Origin of the sequence: Aeromonas salmonicida (assembly GCF_028355655.1) — a bacterium.
Lineage (GTDB): Bacteria > Pseudomonadota > Gammaproteobacteria > Enterobacterales > Aeromonadaceae > Aeromonas > Aeromonas salmonicida.
Window position 1 is genome coordinate 3,599,470 of the sequence record NZ_CP110645.1, and the last position, 19,352, is coordinate 3,618,821.

Genomic DNA, 19,352 nt, shown 5'->3' on the forward strand with positions numbered 1-19,352 from the left:
AAATGGATAAAAAACGCAGGGAAAAACGGGCCTTGCGGCCCGTTGTTGTCACTTTGATTAGCGCAGCACCTTGACTGTGTAGCTGCCATCGGCCTGACGATAGAGGCCGTGGATATCGGTCTCGAAGCCCGGGTAGTGGGCACCGATCTCGCACAGCATCTCGAGGAACTCAAGCACCGGCAGGGAATCAGCCGTTACCATCTCGCCCGGCAGAACCAGGGGTACTCCCGGCGGGTACGGCAGTATCATGTTGGCGCTGATGCGATTCACCATCTCACGCAGCGGCACCTCTTCCAGATTGCCCGCCAGCTCCTGTTGCCAGGCGAGGTGCGGGGTCATCTTCATCTCCGGCAGCACGTCGAACGCCTTGAACATCAGCTCCGGCAGACGGTACTTGCAGGTCAGATCGTGGATGCTCTGGGCCAGCTCCTGGATCCGCATGCCTTCGTAGAAGCTCGGGTCTTCACGATAGAGACTCGGCAATATGCTCTTGATGGTCAGGTTCAGGTCATAGCCACGCTTGAACTCGGTCAGGGCGCGCAGCAGCTGCATCGCATTGGACTGATCGATCCCGATGGAGAAGAGGAACAGCAGGTTATAGGGACCTGTCTTCTCCACCACTATGCCGCGCTCGTCGAGGAACTTGGAGACCAGAGAGGCAGGCAGGCCACGCTCAAGCAGCTCTCCCTGACGGTTCATCCCCGGGGTCAGCAGCGTGACCTTGATGGGATCCAGGTACATGTGGTCATCGTCGATGCCGTTGAAACCGTGCCAGTCATCTTTGGGATCCAGCTTCCAGCACTCGACTGTGTCTATGTTGTCCGGCTGCCATACATCGAAGAACCAGCCTTCGCTCTGATCACGCAGCCGCTTGATCTCCTTGCGGAAGGAGACGGCGCGATCAATGGAGTCCTTGATCAGACGCTTGCCGCTGTTGCCCCGCATCATGGCGGCGGAGATCTCGGTGGATGCCACTATGCCATATTGCGGCGAGGTGGAGGTGTGCATCATGAAGGCTTCGTTGAAGGTCTCTTCCTCAACGTCACCCTTGATGTGGATCATCGAGGCCTGGGAGAAGGCCGCCAGCAGCTTGTGGGTGGATTGGGTTTCGTAGAACACCTTGCCCGGCATGGCGTCGCCACTCATGCCGCATTTGCCCTCATAGATGGGGCTGAAGTTGGTGTAAGGCACCCAGGCACTGTCGAAGTGGATGTAAGGGGTATCCAGACTCTCCTTGATGAAGCCGGTGTTGTAGAGCAGGCCGTCGTAGGTGGAGTTGGTGATCACGGCGTAACGGGGTGCCTGGGCACCCGGGGTGGCAGCAACCTTGGCCGCTATGGTTTCGCGGCTGAATTCGCTCTGCGGAATCCCCCCCAGAATGCCGTAGGCGTTGCGGGTCGGACGAAAATAGATAGGGGTCACGTCACTCATCATCATCAGGTGAGTGAGGGACTTGTGACAGTTGCGATCCACCAGCACTGTGCTGCCCGCCGGGGCGGAGAACATGCCGACAATCTTGTTGGCGGTGGAGGTGCCGTTGGTGACTATGTAGGAGCGGTCGGCATTGAAGGTACGGGCGATATACTCCTCGGCCTCCTTGTGCGGGCCCGAGTGATCCAGCAGGGAACCCAGCTCCGGCATGGAGATGGAGACATCCGCCTTGAAGGCGTTGGGGCCGTAGAAGTCATAGAAGATGCTGCCGGCCGGGCTCATCTGGAAGGCGGTACCGCCCATGTGACCCGGGGTACAGAAGGTGTACTTGCCCTCTTCCACGTACTTGAACAGCGCCTTGGTGAAGGGCGGCAGTATGGCGTCCTGATACGCCTGAGTAGCCTGGCCCATCTTGAGGGCGATGTCGTCGGCCATGCCGAGACGATACTCGAAGAAGTGGACGTTCAGACGCAGGTCGGTCAGGTGAATGTCCAGAGTGGACTGGTCGTTGGCGAAAGCGAAGATCGGCAGCTTCTCGTTGCGATCGTGGATCTCCTTGCACAGACCCAGTGAATATTTGTCCCAATCGAAAATGGCGCCGCAGACACGGGGATTCTTCTCGATAAGCTTCAGCAAGTCGGCCACATCGACCGGATACACAACCTGAAAGCCTTTGCGCTCCAGGGAAGCTTGCAGCTGGCGAATGGGTTCTTCTTTGAAGAAAACGCCCAAGTGGTTGAGGATGGCAATGATATTCATCTTGATGCTCCACACATGAAGGGGCGCTCTCCATCAGGGATGGTGAGTGAAGAGCGCTCGGAAGAAGAAAAGGGAATTAGTGGCTGGCTTGCTCTTTGAGCAGGGCGTCGTGTTGACGCAGCCCCTGTTTTTTGGCGTAGAACATCAGAATGATGAGCGACACCACGAAGGTAGCAGTAAGGTTTGACCCCTTGGCGCCCATCAGGGCCACCAGACAGAAGACACAAGCGACGCCGGAGAAAATCATGGTGCCTATGCTGCGGGAGGTCATGCCCTCGAAGCGAATGAGGTTAATGCTGGAGTAGAAGTAGGGCAGCATGGTCAGCAGCACAGCATCCGTGGTCAGCACGTTGAACAGATCGGCGGCGTGAGCGGACCGGGAGGTAAAGGCGGTCAAGCCGATCATCAGGGCAGTCATCTTGAGGGAGCCGAGGATCAGGCCCTTCTTGGCCACACCGTTCTTGTCCAGCTCACCATAGATTTTCGGGAAGTTGCCGTCGTTGGCGGCACGCTTGCCCGCCTCGCCCACCAGCATCATCCAGGAGCCCAGCGAGGTGAAACAGGCCAAAGCGGTAAAGGCAGACACGAAGGGAGCAGACCAGTTGCCAAAGATGGCGGAGGAGGCCATGGCAAACGGTGCGCCGGAGGCTGCTACTTCACCGGCCGGGAACATGCCGCTGATCACCTGGGTAGAGAGGATGTAGATAACACCCGCAATACCCGTGCCCAGCATGGTGGCTAGGGGGACGGTGCGCTTGGGGTTCTTCACCATGCCGGAAGAGACGGCGGCAGATTCCACGCCGACGAAAGACCAGAGGCAGATGAGCACAGCACTGATGACCGCATGCAGGTCGCTGCCGCTGGTGGTGTTCCAGTTCTGGCTGTAGACGCTGGTATCAAAATGCCCCCACCCCATCACGGCAGTACCCACCACAGGCAGCAGGATCAGCACCAGACCCAGGGTACAGAGTCGGCTCACCCAGCTGCCGCCGAGCAGGTTGACGAAGGTAAAGATCCAGACCGCCGCTATAGTGGCGATGGCCGCCGGGATAGGGTTGTTGAGGATGGGGAAGAACACCGACAGGTAGGAGACGCCGGTAATGGCGATGGCCAGGTTGCCGATCCAGTTGGCATGGTAATAGAGCACACCGGTCTGAAAACCGAACACCGGAGAGATCTCGCCAGCGTACGCAATGGGGCCACCCTCTTGCGGGTTCTTGGTAGCAAGGCGGGCGAAGACAAAGGCGAGGCCCATGGCACCCACCAGACAGATGGCCCAGCTGAAAATGGAAATGGAACCTATGGTAGCCAGTGCCGAAGGCAGCAGTGCGATACCGCTCCCCATCATGTTGCCGGCCACCACACCAGTACAGGCGATAAGGCCAATCTTCTTGCTCGTATCTAGGGACATAAGATCTCCGGTTCTATAAAAGGTCGGGTCGTCACATACACATTTGGCGGAACGCCCCGCCAACGAATGGGCACAGACTAGGCCTCTCGTCCCCGGAAAACATAAGGACCCGCTAACGGATAAAAATATGAGCCAATTTTTTTCGCCGCCTCGTCGATTTTGCTAAAAAGCATTTAAAAACAGTAAATTGAAATCAAGCCACACCGCCATCTTGATAAAACCTTGATATCCGGCCACCCCGTTTTTGCCTCTTGATAACCCCCTTATCTCGCCGTCTTGATATTTTTCCGGGGATAAACCCGGGATAACGGGGCTCGCATAGCGCCCCCTCCCATTACGGCCATCCGAGAGTCCCTCTGACCATCACTCCAAGTGGCCACTCACCCCTGTTCAACCCTCTGCTCGTCTCATCACCACCCCGGCTCAGAGGAAAACCTCAGCGGCAATACCCGGTTCCCGGTGACCGGCAGGCCATACCCGCACTCACAGTGGGATAGCGGCAGCGAGCAGTGCTCATAACGCAAAACCGGACAAGCGCAAATGCGGCGAGCCAGTCAAACGCGGGTGACAATGAGCAGCGGGAGATAAATCGGGCTGAGCCAAACTGGCTATTCCCTTGGGCAGACAGACGGATTGACGCAGACAGAAACGACACAGGCCGCCCGAAGGCAGCCTGTGGATACGGCCGGCAACAGTGCCGACCGAGGGAAAACAAGCGCTTCGGCGCTAGAAGAGCTTCACCTTGCTCTGGCTCAGCGCATTGAACAGGGCTGGGGTGAGGGTCTCCATATTGCTGTAAAAACCGAGCTGCTGGCAGAGCAGATAGGTCTGCTCGGTCGCCTCCATCAGGAAGGCCTGACTGTAGGCATCCCCCGCAGCCTCGGGGCGACCGTCCAGCTCCGCCAGCTTGCCCTGCAGTATGTAATAGAGTACGGAGCGGCCACGGCTGGCGGCCTGCTCCAGCAGCTGACTCGCCTGCTGCGGCTGGTTGTTGAGAATGGCTTGCAGGGTCAAAGCCTCCCACACCCGAGCGGGCACGACGACATCGCTTTGCACCACGCTGGCGAGATGAGTACCTATCCCCATCAGATGCTCACTCTCGGACTTGCCTGCCAGGGTTGCCAGCGCCTCCCCCGCCAGATAGCGCTCCGCCAGCAACAACGGCTGATCCGGCTGGACGAAAAGAGAGTTGTCGAGCAGCGCTATGCCACGCTTGAGGGCCACGGGATCCTGACTGTTGATGTAGTACTGCGCCTCCATCATGGCCATCAGGGAAGTATCATCGGTGGGCCATCCCATGCCGGGCAAGACGTCCGGCTGATCGAGGGCCCGCAGCAGATCCTGACTGCTCGCCTGCAGCACAGCGTGTACCTTGTGACGGCTGAGCTGGTACTGGTGGCTGAACAGCACCCGATTGGTATTGATGTTGCGATACTCCAGATCCAGATAGGTGCCCCGCGGCTGGCGGGAGACCCGCACGCTCAGCTCCTTGCCGGGCAGGATGCCCCCCATCAGATTGGTGGCGCCGTACTGAACACGCAGCGGGGTAACCGCAGCCACCTCCCCCATCAGGGCACGAGTGATGCCATCGGCCAGACGCACGTTCTCGTTGTTGTCATCCATGCCGGAGTGAAAGCGAAACACCAGCAAATTGGGATCCAGCATGGTGTGAACCTGGGGGCTGGCGTGCTGATAGCTGAGCATGCTGACGATGGCGACCAGGATGACGGCCACGAAGATATCGAAGCTCACCATCTTCCAGCGGCTGCGGGCATCCTTGGCGTGAGTCGAGATGGCGCGGGTCAGAGGCCCGGCGGGAAAAGGGGCTGCATTGGGCTGTGTATTATCATCGTCGGCCGTGGCGGGCGGGCTCAGATCGGAGAGGGTCGGATTGACCGCTGGCACGGGCTGCTCGTCCGCCATCAGCAGCGAAACCACCTGCAGCGGCCGCACCGATGCCACCAGCTTGTAGCCGCGCTTGGGCACGGTAACGATATAGTCGGCCGCATCAAAGCGACCATCTTTGAGGATCTTGCGCAACTCGAAGATGGACTGGGTGACCACCTGATCGGTCACCTCGGCGCCGTCCCACACCTCCTTGATCAGGGCATCGCGGCCAAACACTGTGCCCGTATGGCAGGCCAGAAACCGCAACAGATTGACCAGTCTGGGTTCAAGGTAAACCTCGCGGTCGGCGCGACACAGCATGTTGTCGTCAACCCTCAGGGTCCAGTCGTGGATCTCAAAAACCGATTCGCTCATGATTCACTCGCTGCAGATGGAGACAATGCACAATGAGAGTGACGCAAACCTGGACTGACTGAACGGAACAAGGCGCTGCCAGTGCGAGGTGGCAGAAAAAAGGGAACCGGAGCAGTAAACATCGCTGTGAGTCAGTCTGGCCAGGCCATCCTGCGTACGTCTGAAGAGCATCCTTGCGGGCATTCCAATCGGGTCGATCGGAAGGGGGCCACTTTAAGCAAAACGGGAGCGGGATCCCACTTTTATTGGCCATTAACCACAGCTGAATTGATCCAACACAGGGGTTTTCGGCAAACGGGGGGCCGACTGATATCCATATGAACAGCACTTTCCTCGCGCCCAAAAAAGAAGGCCCCCGCATACGCAGGGGCCTTTTGACACCATTTAGAGAAGCATGCCGAGCTTAGCAGTAGCCATAGCCCATCAGGCGCTGGTAGCGCTGCTCCAGCAGCTGATCGGTCTCGAGCGGACGCAGGGCATTCAGATCCTGCTTGAGACGCTCCTTCAGGCGCTGTGCCATCAGGGGCACATCGCGGTGGGCACCACCGAGCGGCTCTTCGACTATGGTGTCGATGAGCTTGAGCTCTTTCAGGCGCTGGGCCGTGATGCCCATGGCATCGGCGGCCACGGGCGCCTTGTCGGCGCTCTTCCACAGGATGGAGGCGCAGCCTTCCGGCGAGATGACGGAGTAGGTGGAGTACTGCAGCATGTTGACGCGATCACCCACGCCGATAGCCAGGGCGCCGCCGGAGCCGCCTTCACCGATCACGGTGCAGACAACGGGCACGGTCAGGCCGGCCATCACTTTCAGGTTGCGGGCGATGGCTTCAGACTGACCACGCTCCTCGGCACCCACGCCGGGGTAAGCACCCGGGGTGTCGATGAAGGTGATGATCGGCATCTTGAAGCGCTCGGCCATCTCCATCAGACGCAGGGCCTTGCGATACCCTTCCGGGCGCGGCATGCCGAAGTTGCGCTTGATCTTCTCCTTGGTCTCACGACCCTTCTGCTGACCAATCACCATCACAGGCTCGCCGTCGAGACGGGCGATACCGCCGACGATGGCCTTGTCATCGGCATAGGCGCGATCGCCAGCCAGCTCGTCGAAGTCGGTGAAGATGTGCTCGATATAATCGAGGGTGTAAGGACGCTGAGGATGACGCGCCATCTGGGATACCTGCCAGGCACCCAGATCGCCGAAGATCTTCTTGGTCAGCTCTTCGTTTTTCTTCTCCAGCCGGCGAATGTCTTCATTGAGATCGACAGCACTGTTGTGCTCACTCACATGACGGAGTTCATCAATCTGCGCCTGCAACTCGGCAATCGGCTGTTCAAAATCCAGAAAAAGACTCATAGGGCCTATAGATCCTCTAATCAAAAACCAATTCAACCCGCTCTCGTCCCAGCAGGACACGCAAGTCATCTATCAGTTGATCGGTGGGCGTCACCCGCCACTCGGTACCGAGCGTCAATCGCACCCGTGAGCCGGGGCGACGATAGTTTACCTGAACCGGACAGACTCCGGCACGGGCGGGTTCCAAAATCTCGCACAAACGCGGGAAAAAGCGATCATCAATCCGCTGTTCATCGAGGGAGATGCGGATTGCCCTGGCAAAACGCTCCCTCGCATCGTTGATATCCAGTAATTCACGGGCCGACATTTTAAGGCCACCGGAGAAGTCATCAAAGCTGACCTGTCCAGAAACCACCAAAATACGGTCTTTTTGCATCAATTCTTCATATTTTTCCAGCGCTTCACTGAACAGGGTCACATCCAGACGGCCGGATCTGTCGTCCAGGGTGAAGATCCCCATCTTGTTGCCACGCTTGGTCACCATGCTGCGGGCCGCTATCACCAGCCCCGCCGCCGTGGTAACCGTATCCCGGGAGGTGGGATGCAGATCGCACAGACGGCCGGACGTGTAGCGACGCAATTCGCCGCTGTACTGGTTGATGGGGTGGCCGGTCAGGTAAAGGCCGAGCGTCTCCCGCTCCCCTTCCAGCCACACCTTGTCAGGCCAGTGCGGCACGTTGGCGAACGCCTTCTTGACGTCGTCAATCTCCTGGGTCAATACCCCGAACATGTCGACCTGGCCCACGGCCTGTGCCTTGGCGTGCTGCTCGGCGGCGCGCATCGCCTCTTCCAGGGTCGCCATCAGGGCGGCGCGGTGAGGACCGAGCCTGTCCATGGCGCCGGAGAGGATGAGTTTTTCCATCACCCGCTTGTTGATCTTCTTGATGTCGACCCGGTTACAGAAGTCGAACAGATCGCGAAACGGGCCGTCCTGATCCCGTGCGCTGAGAATGGCGTCGATAGGGCCTTCCCCCACCCCCTTCACAGCCCCTATGCCGTAGACGATGTGGCCATCTTCGTTGACGCTGAACCGGTAGCGACCGGTATTCACATCCGGCGGTATGACGGTGAGCCCCATACGCTGACATTCGTCCACCAGGGTCACTATCTTGTCGGTGTTGTCCATATCGGCGGTCATGACCGCCGCCATGAACTCGGCCGGGAAGTGAGTCTTGAGCCAGAGGGTCTGGTAAGAGACCAGCGCATAGGCGGCGGAGTGGGACTTGTTGAAGCCGTAGCCCGCAAACTTCTCCACCAGATCGAAGATCTTTACCGCCAGTTCGCCGTCAATGCCGTTCTTGACCGCCCCTTCCTCAAACCCGGATCGCTGCTTGGCCATCTCGGCCGGGTTTTTCTTGCCCATGGCCCGGCGCAGCATGTCCGCCCCACCCAAGGTGTAACCCGCCAGCACCTGGGCTATCTGCATCACCTGCTCCTGATAGAGGATGATGCCGTAGGTGGGCTCAAGGATCGGTTTGAGACTCTCGTGTTGCCACTTCTCGTCCGGGTAGGAGATCGCCTCCTTGCCGTGCTTTCGCTCGATGAAGTTGTCCACCATGCCCGACTGGAGCGGGCCCGGACGGAACAGGGCCACCAGGGCTATCATGTCTTCGAAACAGTCAGGCTGCAGCCGTTTGATGAGGTCCTTCATGCCGCGGGATTCGAGCTGGAATACCGCCGTGGTCTCGAACCGCTGCAACAGATCGAACGACTTCTTGTCGTGGATGGGGATGGCGGCGATGTCGACCGGCGGCTTGCCCTCTTTGGCAAGGCGCGGGTTTATCATGCCGAGCGCCCAGTCGATGATGGTCAGGGTACGCAGCCCCAGGAAGTCGAACTTCACCAGCCCGGCATACTCCACATCGTTCTTGTCAAACTGGGTGACAGGGTGATTACCGGAGTCATCGCAGTAGAGCGGCGCAAAGTCGGTGATCTTGGTGGGCGCTATCACCACGCCACCTGCGTGTTTGCCGGCGTTGCGCACCACACCTTCCAGCCGGCGCGCCATGTCGATGAGGTCTTTGACCTCCTCGTCCTGCTCATAAAGCTCGGGCAGCTTGGGCTCGGCCTCGAATGCCTTGGCCAGGGTCATGCCCGGATCAGGCGGGATCAGCTTGGATATGCGATCGACGAAACCATAGGCGTGGCCCAGCACCCGGCCCACGTCCCGTACCACCGCCTTGGCCGCCATGCTGCCGAAGGTGATGATCTGGGACACCGCATCCCGGCCATACATGTCGGAGACGTGCTCGATCACCTCGTCCCGTCTGTCCATGCAGAAGTCGACGTCGAAGTCGGGCATGGAGACCCGCTCCGGGTTCAGAAAGCGTTCGAACAGCAAGTCAAATTCAAGCGGGTCGAGGTCGGTGATCTTGAGCGCGTAAGCCACCAGTGAACCCGCCCCCGAGCCCCGGCCCGGGCCAACGGGGATGCCGTTGTCCTTGGACCACTGGATAAACTCCATCACTATGAGGAAGTAACCCGGGAAGCCCATCTGGTTGATGACTTTCAGCTCGATCTCGAGGCGCTCGTCATACTCGCCGCGCTTGACGGCGCGCACGGCCGGATCCGGGAACAGGAAGGCGAGACGCTCTTCCAGGCCCTCTTTGGATTTGGCCACCAGAAAGTCTTCGGTGGTCATGTCGCCGGTCGGGAAATTGGGCAGGAAGTATTCACCCAGACGCACAGTCACGTTGCAGCGCTTGGCGATCTCCACCGTGTTTTCCAGCGCTTCGGGGATGTCGGCAAACAGCTCGGCCATCTCCTCCTGGCTGCGCAGGTACTGCTGCGGGCTGTAACGGCGCGGGCGACGCTTGTCCATCAGGGTATAGCCATCGTGGATGGCAACCCGGATCTCGTGGGCGTCGAAGTCCTCGGCGTTGAGGAACACCACCTCGTTGGTGGCCACCACCGGCAGCTCGAACTCGGTGGCAATGGCCACCGCCATGTGCAGGTAGACCTCTTCATCGGGTCGACCGGTACGCAGCAGCTCCAGGTAGTAGGCGTCGGGAAAGTGGGTCTGGTAGAAGGCGAGACACGACTCCGTCATCTGCCGGTTGCCCTTGAGCAGGAACTTGCCCACGTCCCCCTCCCGTCCACCCGAGAGCACTATCACGCCCTTGGCGTGATCGGTGAGCCACTCCTTGTCGATGACGGGACGCCCCTGCACATGCCCGCGCTGATAACCGCGGGAGATGAGCAGGGTAATGTTCTGGTAGCCGTCATTGTCCATGGCCAGCAGAGTGAGGCGGAACTGCTCGTCCCCCAGCTCACTGCTTTGCACCCAGAAGTCGGCCCCGACGATGGGCTTGATGCCCTTGCCGTGGGCGGCGCCATAGAAACGCACCAGACCGCACATGTTCATCTGGTCGGTCAGGGCCAGCGCCGGCATGTTGTTGGCCGCAGCGGCTCCGACAATAGGATTGATCTTCTGCAGACCATCGACCATGGAGAAATCGGAGTGGACGCGCAGGTGGATAAAACGGGGTTCAGCCATCGTCATACCCTCTCGTTGCTCAAACAGAAATGCATTGGCTATTCGATCCCAAGTGCATGGCGCACCGGCTTGAAACTCTTGCGATAAGCGGGCAAGGGCCCGCGCTCGGCCAGAATGGCGAGGTGCTCAGGGGTCGGATAGCCCTTGTGACGGGCGAAACCATATTCGGGATGACGGCTGTCCAGCGCTGTCATCTCCGCATCGCGAGTCACCTTGGCGAGGATGGAGGCGGCGCTGATGGCAGCCACCAGACTGTCGCCCTTGACCACGGCGCGCGCTTCCATCGGCAAGCTTGGACAACGGTTGCCGTCGATAAAGACCAGCTCAGGGGTGATGGACAAGCCCGCCACAGCGCGCTGCATCGCCAGCATGGTGGCGTGCAGTATGTTGAGCTCGTCTATCTCTTCGGGACTGGCACGGCCTATGGCCCAAGCCAGCGCCTTGGCCTTGATCTCGTCAAACAGCGCCAGACGCTTCTTCTCGGAGAGCTTCTTGGAATCGGCGAGCCCGGTGATCGGGTTGGCCGGATCCAGGATCACAGCGGCGGTGACCACGTCACCCACCAGGGGGCCACGACCCACCTCGTCCACCCCGGCAACCAGCTTGTCTTCGGGAATATCGATCATCATCTTGCAGCCTTGAATCAAAACAGGCCCCGCAGGGCCTGACATGGGGTAGATGAGCGCAGCGCTATCGGCCACCCTGCCTGTTATCTGCCGAGCAGTTCGGCCACCGCATCCGCGGCCTGCACGTCGGCGTTGCAGCGAATGCTCTGGTGCAGCCGGGTGAAGGTGGCGATGAGCTCACGGTTGTCGTGTTCCAGCAGCTTGCTGACTTCATCCACCAGATTGTCCGGGGTGCACTCGTGCTGAATAAGTTCGGGCACCAGCATCTGATCAGCCAGCAGATTGGGTAGCGACACATAGGCGGTCTTCACCAGCCGCTGAGCCAGCCAATAGCTGAATGGTTTGAGCTTGTAGCCCACCACCATGGGCTTTTTCACCAGCATGGCTTCCAGCGCTGCGGTACCTGAGGCAAGCAGCACGACATCGGCAGCTATCATGGCTTCGCGACCCTGACCTTCCAGCAACACCATGTCGAGATCCGGCGCCAGCTCGGCCTTGATGGCCATGAACTGCGCCCGTCGCGCCTCGTTGACCAGCGGCACGATGAAACCGAGATCCGGATAACGTACCGTCAGCCGCTTGCAGGCCTCGAGAAATACCGGTGACATGAAGCCCACCTCAGCGGTGCGACTGCCGGGCAACACGGCCAGCCAGCGTCGGCCCGGGTCAATGCCGAGCGCCTGGCGCACGGCAGCCTGGTCCGGTTCGAGCGGGATCGCATCGGCCATGGTGTGACCCACGAACCGGCAAGGGGCAGCAAAGCGATCGTAGAAGGCTTTCTCGAACGGCAGGAAGGCGAGCACCATGTCGGTGGCGGCCTTGATCTTGTGAATGCGGTTCTGACGCCAGGCCCAGACAGAGGGACTGACATAGTGAACCGTCTTGATACCGGCGCGGCGCAGCTTCAGCTCCACCCCGATATTGAAATCCGGTGCATCCACCCCGACGAAGATGTCAGGTGGATTGGCAATGAAATGGCGCAGCAGTTCACGGCGAACCTTGAGGATGCGCGGCAGACGGCCCAGCACCTCTGTGATCCCCATGACGGAAAGCTCTTCCATCTCGAACAGGGCCTTGACGCCGAGGACCTGCATGCGCGGCCCGGCGATCCCTTCAAACTGCGCATCCGGATAACGGCGCTGCAGCTCGCGCACCAGGCCAGCGGCCAGGATGTCGCCGGAGGTCTCTCCGGCGACGATACCGATGCGAACGGGATCAGGCACGGATGATCCCGCGCTCGTTGTCCTTGAGGAAATCCACGTAGAGCTGGACGGCCGATTCGGTGGCCGCCATCTCGGTCAGCACGGGCAACACCTCTTCGACTGTCTTGCCGGAGCGGAAGATCTCTTTGTAGGCACGCTTGACGGCGGAGATGGCTTCAGCGCTGAAACCGCGACGACGCAGGCCTTCGGAGTTGACCCCGAACGGCTTGGCGTAGTTGCCAGCGGCCATCACGTAGGGCGGCACATCCTTGTTCAGGGCGGCGCAGCCACCGATGAAGGCGTGGGAGCCAACGCGACCGAACTGGTGGATCGCGGAGAGACCGCCGAAGATCACGAAGTCACCGATCACCACGTGGCCCGCCAGGGTCGCGTTGTTGGCGAAGATGCAGTTGTCACCGATGATGCAATCATGGGCAACGTGCACGTTGACCATGAAGAGGTTGCCGCTGCCCACCTTGGTCAGGGATTGATCCTGGATGGTGCCGCGGTGCACAGTGCAGTTCTCGCGAAAGACGTTGTTGTCGCCAATCTCGAGGAAGGTGCGCTCGCCGGCGTACTTCTTGTCCTGGCAATCCTCACCGATGGAGGTGTGCTGGAAGATCTTGTTACCATGGCCCAGTTTGGCCGGCCCCTTGATCACCACATGGGAACCTACCCAAGTGTTGTCGCCGATTTCCACCTCGGCGCCGATGACGGAAAAGGGGCCGATTTCAACCCCTTTACCAATCACCGCAGACTCATGGACGATGGCAGTATCGTGAATGATGGCAGTCTGGTCGATCACGTGTATTAAACCTCGCGTTTGGCGCACATCAGCTCGGCGGTACAAACCACTTCACCGTTGACCGTGGCCACACCGGTGAACTTGGCAATACCGCGACGCTCTTTCAGGAACTCCACGTCAAGCACCAGCTGATCGCCAGGGCCAACCGGACGCTTGAAACGAGCGTTGTCGATGGAGGCAAAGTAATAGAGTTCGTTGGGAGACGGCTTGCCCACCATGGTAAAGGCCAGGATACCGGTGGCCTGCGCCATGGCTTCCAGGATCAGTACGCCGGGAAACACCGGCTTGGCCGGGAAATGTCCCTGGAAGATCGGCTCGTTGAACGAGACATTCTTGATGGCACGCAAGGTTTTGCGCTCATCGCTGATCTCGTAATCGTCGACCCGATCCACCATCAGGAACGGATAACGGTGGGGCAGCAGATCCATGATTTCCTGGATGCCCAGGCTCTTCTTTTCAGTAGTCAAAACAGTACCCTATACCAATCGTGATTATTCTTGATCCAGCTTCTTCTCAAGCTTGCTCAACCGCTTGTGCATCTCTTCGATACGCATCACCCGGGCGGCGGTCTTGCGCCACTCTTTATTGGTTTGCAGAGGGATGCCGGAAGAGTAGACACCGGGCTCGGTAATGGGTCGCATCACCATGGCCATGCCGGTAACGGTGGCCTGATCGCAGATCTCCATGTGCCCGTTAAAGACGGAGGCGCCGCCAATGATACAGTATTTGCCGACCTTGAGACTACCAGCCATCACGGTGGAGCCTGCCACGGCGGTGCCGTAGCCGATCTCGACGTTGTGGGCGATCTGGCACTGGTTGTCGATGATGACGTTATCCGCGATGCGGGTATCTTCCAGCGCGCCGCGGTCTATGGTGGTGCAGGCACCAATCTCGACCCGGTTGCCGATAGTCACGCCACCGAGCTGGGGGATCTTGATCCACTCGCCACGCTCATTGGCATAACCGAACCCATCGGCCCCGATCACTGTGCCGGATTGAACCAGACAGTCGGAACCCATGGTGATGTTGTGATACAGGGTGACGTTGGCCCACAACCGGGAGCGCGCTCCCAGTCGGGTATTCTTGCCAACAAAACAGCCAGGGCCTATGCGTACATCATCCCCCAGCACGACGCCGGATTCGATCACCGCATTGGCCCCGATGGCCACTCTCTCGCCCAGTTGCACGTCAGCCGCAATGACGGCGCTCGGATGGATATCCGTGGCCGGCTGCGGTGTGGTGTCCAGCAGTTGGGCTACCCGGGCAAACCCCACATAGGGGTCTTTGAGTACCAGGGCATTGGTGGGACAAAATGGCAGATCCGCTTCTGTAATGAGCACGGCCGAGGCCTTGCTCTGCTCCAGATAATGCCGGTACTTTTTATTGGACAGGAAGGTGATATCCCCCTCCCCGGCCTTTTCCAGTGTCGCTACCTTGCGGATTTCCAGGGTTCCGTCGCCATGGATCTCGGCCCCCAGTTGCTGGGCCAGCTGTGCGAGAGTGAATGCCATCAATTAGTTGCTCTTGCTTACCTGAGAAATAACCTGGCCGGAGATGTCCAGCTTGCTGGCTGCATAGGGCGCAGCATTGCGCTCAAGCACCAGATCATAGCCATTGCTCTTGGCAATGGAGTCGATGGCGGCTTGTACCTTGGTCAGGATCTTGTTGCGCTCTTCGGACTGACGACGACCGTTGTCCTGCTCAAACGCTTGACGCTTCTGGTTGAACTCCATCTGCAGCTTGGCCAGTTTTTCCTGGTTCTGCTTCTTCTGATCGGCGCTCATGAAGGCTTCATCCTTCTTGAACTTCTCGACCAGCTTCTGACCGTCGGATTCCAGCTTCTGCAGCTCACGCATACGCGGCTCGAATTCACCTTTCAGCTTCTTGGAGACAGCTTCACGCTGGGGCAGCTTTTGGAATACTTCGCCCATGTCGACCACGGCGATCTTGGTCTCGGCCAAGGCAGAGCCCATGCCGGCAGCCATCAGTGCAAAACTCAAACCAGCTACTTTCAACGCTTTATTCACACTAACTCCTTGTTCCCTCATGTGAGGGCTACCTGATTTACCTGATTATGCAAGTGGTACCCGGACCGACTTGTTACCTGGTGAGGCGCGCAAGCTGCGCGTCCCATCATTGAATACCCCCACCGGCTGGGTGGGGGCGCGTCCGTCCTTAGAAGGTACGGCCGATATTGAACGAGAAGAACTCTGTCCTGTCCCCTTCGTACTCCTTGAGCGGACGGGCAATCGCGAACACCAGGGGGCCCATGGGGGAGAGCCACTGCAGCGACAGGCCGGCCGAGGCACGGTAGTTGGTCGGATCCGAATAGTCGGTCAGATAGTTGCAACCACTGAAACAGCGGTTTTGATACTGTGCATAGTCAAAGGTGGTATCCCACACTGAACCGGCGTCGATGAAGAAGCTGGTGCGCAGCTGAGGCTGATAGGTTTCGGACGCAAACGGCGTCGGTACTATCATCTCGAGGGATGCCACCGCCAGAGCGTTGCCACCCACCGAGCTGTCGGTACCCTGAATGACGTCGTTACCGCTCAGGTTGTAGTAGTAGAGCGCCTTCGGACCTACCGTGTTGCTCTTGAAGCCACGCAGTGTGTCAAAACCACCGGCGAAGTAGTTCTCGAAGAACGGCAGGACGTGATCATAGCTGCCGTTGCTGCCGTAACCGTTACCGTAAGAGGCGCGGGCCTTGGCCATCAGCACCCATTTGTGGTCCGCATCGAACGGGAAGTAGTGAGCATCTTCGGCGTTCAGCTTGAAGTACTGCAGATCCATGCCGGGCACTGTCACCTTGGCGTTCACACGCTGACGGTCACCCGCGGTCGGGAACATCCCCTTGTTGAGGGTTGAACGGGTCCAGCCGGCGGTGACGTCAACGGTGTTGAACACCATGCGGTTGTCGCCATCCTTGTTCTTGCTGTACACCTTCCAGAACTCGTCCACCTGCAGATAGGGGTTGGGCTGGGACAGTTTGTTGTTCTCGATCCCGAGGCTGAAGTCGAGGCGGTTGTTCTCGTTGACCGGGAAACCACTGGAGAGGCGGAAGCCAACCGTGGTGTTCTCATAGTCGACGATGTTGGCGTCGGCCGCACTGAACTGGTTGTAGTAGAGGCGGCCGCCCAGGCTGACACCGTCCACGGTGAAGTAGGGATCGTTGTAGCTGAGGTCGACGCTCTTGGAGTACTTGTTGGTACTGGCGGAGATACCGATCTTCTTGCCGGTACCCATGAAGTTGTCCTGCTGCAGGCCTGCCTGCAGGCTCAGGCCCGATTCGGTACCATAACCCACACCGGCGTTGATGGAGCCAGCTGGCTGCTCCTTGACCTTGAAGTCGAGATCAACCTGGTCATCGCTGCCCGGAACCCGCTTGGTGTCCACTTCCGCGGTTTCAAAGAAGCCGAGACGGTTGAGACGGGTCTTGGACTGCTCGACGCTGTCGGAGGAGAGCCAGGTGCCTTCCATCTGACGCATTTCGCGGCGCAGCACTTCATCCTGGGTGGTAACGTTGCCGCTGAAGTTGATGTTGCGCACATAGACACGGGGACCCGGCTCTATGTTGACGATCAGCTCCACTTCCTTGGTTTCGTCGTTGACCTGGGGGAAGGTGACCACTTTCGGGTAGGCATAGCCGTAACGACCGAGGAACTTGGAGAGCACCTCTTCGGTGTGGGTTACCTGACTGGCGGAGTAGGTGCTGCCTGCCTCTATGGGGATCAGGCCCTTCATCTCGCCACCACGGTCGATCAAATCGCCCTTGAGCTGGACGCCGGAGACCTTGTACTGATCCCCTTCCTTGACGTTCAGGGTCACGTAGACACCCTTCTTGTCCGGGGTCATGGAGACCTGGGTCGACTCCTGGGCGAAGCGGATATAACCGCGGTCCATGTAGTAGGAGCGCAGGGTTTCGATGTCGCCGGCCAGTTTCTGTTTCTGGTAACGCTGGTCACCGGTGAAGTTCCACCAGGGCACATCGTCCTTGAGGGAGAGCTGGGCCAGCAGTTTCTCTTCCGGGAACACATTGTTGCCGACTATGTTGATCTGCTGGATCTTGGCCGCTTCCCCTTCCACGAAGGTGAACTTGAGGTCGACCCGGTTGCGCGGCAGCGGGGTGACGATGGCCTTGACCTTGGCGGAGTATTTGCCCACGCCGTAGTAGAAATCTTCCAGACCCTTCTCGAGGGAGCTCAGCACGGTACGATCCAGCGGATCACCCACCCGAATGCCGGAGGACTCCAGGCTCTGGGTCAGCTGCTCTTCCTTGATATCCTTGTTGCCTGAAAATTCGATGCTGGAGATGGTCGGCCGCTCCTTGACCGCCACTTGCAACACCTGGCCATCACGGTAAACCTTCACATCCTCGAAGTTACCGGAGGAGTAGAGCTTTTTGATGGCGTTGGCCAGGGTCACGGAATCGACGGTGTCGCCAACCCGGATCGGCAGGTTCAACAGGGCGGCACCCAGCGTTACACGCTGCAAGCCGTCGACCTGGATATCTTGCACCACAAAAGAGGCAGGGGCCGCCTGGGCCAGGAAACTGGCACCCAGCAGGCAACTCAACACCAATGCTTTTTTAACAGCCATTTTGTTCTTGTGTGTCCTTGTTGATGCTCTGGCCTCAGAGGCGAGCGAAATCATTAAATAGCGCAATGCCCATCAGTAACATCAGAATGGCGGCGCCGATCCTGAAACCCACTTCCTGAATTTTGTCTGATACCGGCTTGCCGGTGACTGCCTCGATGAGGAAGTAGACCAGATGGCCTCCGTCCAGCACCGGCAGGGGAAACAGGTTGATGATCCCCAGGTTGACGCTGATCAGCGCCAGAAAGCCGAGGAAATAGACCAGACCGTAATCGGCACTGCTGCCTGCCCCCTTGGCAATGGAGATAGGACCGCTCAGGTTATCCAGAGATACGATGCCACCAATCAGCTTGCCAATCATGTCAAAGGTCAGCGTGGTCAGGCTCCAGGTCTTCTGGGCTCCCTGCCACAGGGCCTGCAAAGGCCCATACTGTAACAGAATTCGATACTCATCCGGTAATGGAACCAATTGCGGTGACAAGCCGACAAAACCGACCAGCTGGCCACGCACTTTTTTCACATCCGGAGTCAGAGTCAGGGTCAGTTCACTACCTGCCCGCTCCACCACGACCTGCAATGGCTGCTCGGGGGACTGCTGGACCTGGTGCACAAACTGGGCCCACTCGGTGACCTCCTGCTCGCCCACCCGCTTGATGCGATCGCCGACCAGGATACCGGCCTTCTCACTGGCGCTCGCAGGCACTATGGCCTCGACCACGGGCAGTACCTTGCCGCCGAGGGGCACTATCCCCAGGCTGCCGACGGGGGACTCTTTGTCCGGATCGAACGTCCAATCCTCCAGCACGAGGGTCTTGTCCACCGCATAACTGGTGTTGGCCGCTTTGAGCTTGAGCTGGACGGCATCATCACCCAGGTGGCTGATGAGGGCATAGGTCACGCTCTCCCAGTCACCGGTTGCCTTGTCGCCGACACCGACGATCTCCATGCCGGGTTCAATCCCGGCAGCCGCCACTATGGAAGCGGGACGCACCTCCCCCACCACGGGTTTGACGGCTGGGACACCGATCATGAACATCAGCCAGAGGGCAAACAGGGCAAACACGAAGTTCGCCATGGGGCCCGCCGCCACTATGGCCATGCGCGCCCAGACACTCTTGTGATTGAAAGCAAATTGCTCATCGCCGGGTTTGAGATCATCGACCCGACCATCCAGCATCTTGACGTAACCGCCGAGCGGGATCAGTGCCAGCACATATTCGGTGCCATCCTTACCCATTCGGCGCCAAATAGCCTTGCCAAACCCGATGGAGAAGCGCTCGACCTTGACGCCGCAACGGCGTGCCACCCAGAAGTGGCCGAATTCATGAACCGCAACCAGCAATCCGAGGGCGATGATAAAGGCACCAATATTCCACAGCACGCCGCCCATCAGCCGATCACCTCGAGATC

13 protein-coding genes are annotated in these 19,352 nt (G+C 59.1%); all 13 read right to left on the reverse strand.

Annotated features, from left to right (window positions below; translation table 11 throughout):
* Positions 1-57: 57 nt before the first annotated feature.
* The gene (locus ONZ54_RS16670) at positions 58-2,190 is read right to left on the reverse strand and encodes a lysine decarboxylase CadA (protein ID WP_005312101.1); all 2,133 of its coding nucleotides are present in this window, start codon (positions 2,188-2,190) and stop codon (positions 58-60) included.
* Positions 2,191-2,266: 76 nt separating this feature from the next.
* Positions 2,267-3,601, reverse strand: a complete 1,335-nt coding sequence (gene cadB / locus ONZ54_RS16675) for a cadaverine/lysine antiporter (RefSeq protein WP_005312099.1) — start codon at positions 3,599-3,601, stop codon at positions 2,267-2,269.
* A gap of 726 nt (positions 3,602-4,327) precedes the next feature.
* Positions 4,328-5,863: a lysine decarboxylation/transport transcriptional activator CadC gene (gene cadC, locus ONZ54_RS16680; protein WP_271786723.1), complete on the reverse strand. Its 1,536-nt coding sequence runs from the start codon at positions 5,861-5,863 to the stop codon at positions 4,328-4,330.
* A gap of 403 nt (positions 5,864-6,266) precedes the next feature.
* Complete coding sequence (accA, locus tag ONZ54_RS16685) at positions 6,267-7,217, reverse strand: acetyl-CoA carboxylase carboxyl transferase subunit alpha (RefSeq protein WP_005312096.1); 951 nt, start codon at positions 7,215-7,217, stop codon at positions 6,267-6,269.
* Between the two features lie 16 nt (positions 7,218-7,233).
* Entirely contained in the window at positions 7,234-10,713 is a 3,480-nt protein-coding gene (dnaE, locus tag ONZ54_RS16690) for a DNA polymerase III subunit alpha (RefSeq protein ID WP_021139728.1), read from the reverse strand.
* Between the two features lie 38 nt (positions 10,714-10,751).
* Positions 10,752-11,342, reverse strand: coding sequence for a ribonuclease HII (gene rnhB / locus ONZ54_RS16695; RefSeq protein ID WP_058393481.1), 591 nt, complete (start codon positions 11,340-11,342; stop codon positions 10,752-10,754).
* A gap of 80 nt (positions 11,343-11,422) precedes the next feature.
* Entirely contained in the window at positions 11,423-12,562 is a 1,140-nt protein-coding gene (gene lpxB, locus ONZ54_RS16700) for a lipid-A-disaccharide synthase (RefSeq protein ID WP_271786724.1), read from the reverse strand.
* Positions 12,555-13,346 carry an acyl-ACP--UDP-N-acetylglucosamine O-acyltransferase gene (gene lpxA / locus ONZ54_RS16705; RefSeq protein WP_271786725.1) on the reverse strand — a complete coding sequence of 264 codons (792 nt, stop codon included), beginning with the start codon at positions 13,344-13,346 and terminating at the stop codon, positions 12,555-12,557. Before lpxA ends, lpxB begins: the two co-directional genes overlap by 8 nt.
* Positions 13,347-13,351: 5 nt before the next feature.
* Positions 13,352-13,813 carry a 3-hydroxyacyl-ACP dehydratase FabZ gene (gene fabZ, locus ONZ54_RS16710; protein ID WP_005312091.1) on the reverse strand — a complete coding sequence of 154 codons (462 nt, stop codon included), beginning with the start codon at positions 13,811-13,813 and terminating at the stop codon, positions 13,352-13,354.
* Positions 13,814-13,837: 24 nt separating this feature from the next.
* On the reverse strand, positions 13,838-14,857 hold the full coding sequence (lpxD, locus tag ONZ54_RS16715) for a UDP-3-O-(3-hydroxymyristoyl)glucosamine N-acyltransferase (protein ID WP_042467152.1): 1,020 nt from the start codon (positions 14,855-14,857) through the stop codon (positions 13,838-13,840).
* Positions 14,858-14,860: 3 nt separating this feature from the next.
* Positions 14,861-15,373: an OmpH/Skp family outer membrane protein gene (locus ONZ54_RS16720; protein WP_011898992.1), complete on the reverse strand. Its 513-nt coding sequence runs from the start codon at positions 15,371-15,373 to the stop codon at positions 14,861-14,863.
* 148 nt (positions 15,374-15,521) lie between these two features.
* A complete protein-coding gene (bamA, locus tag ONZ54_RS16725) occupies positions 15,522-17,945 on the reverse strand; it encodes an outer membrane protein assembly factor BamA (protein WP_125595757.1) in 2,424 nt (807 codons plus the stop codon).
* 34 nt (positions 17,946-17,979) lie between these two features.
* Positions 17,980-19,332: a sigma E protease regulator RseP gene (rseP, locus tag ONZ54_RS16730; RefSeq protein ID WP_059167933.1), complete on the reverse strand. Its 1,353-nt coding sequence runs from the start codon at positions 19,330-19,332 to the stop codon at positions 17,980-17,982.
* Positions 19,333-19,352: the final 20 nt, after the last annotated feature.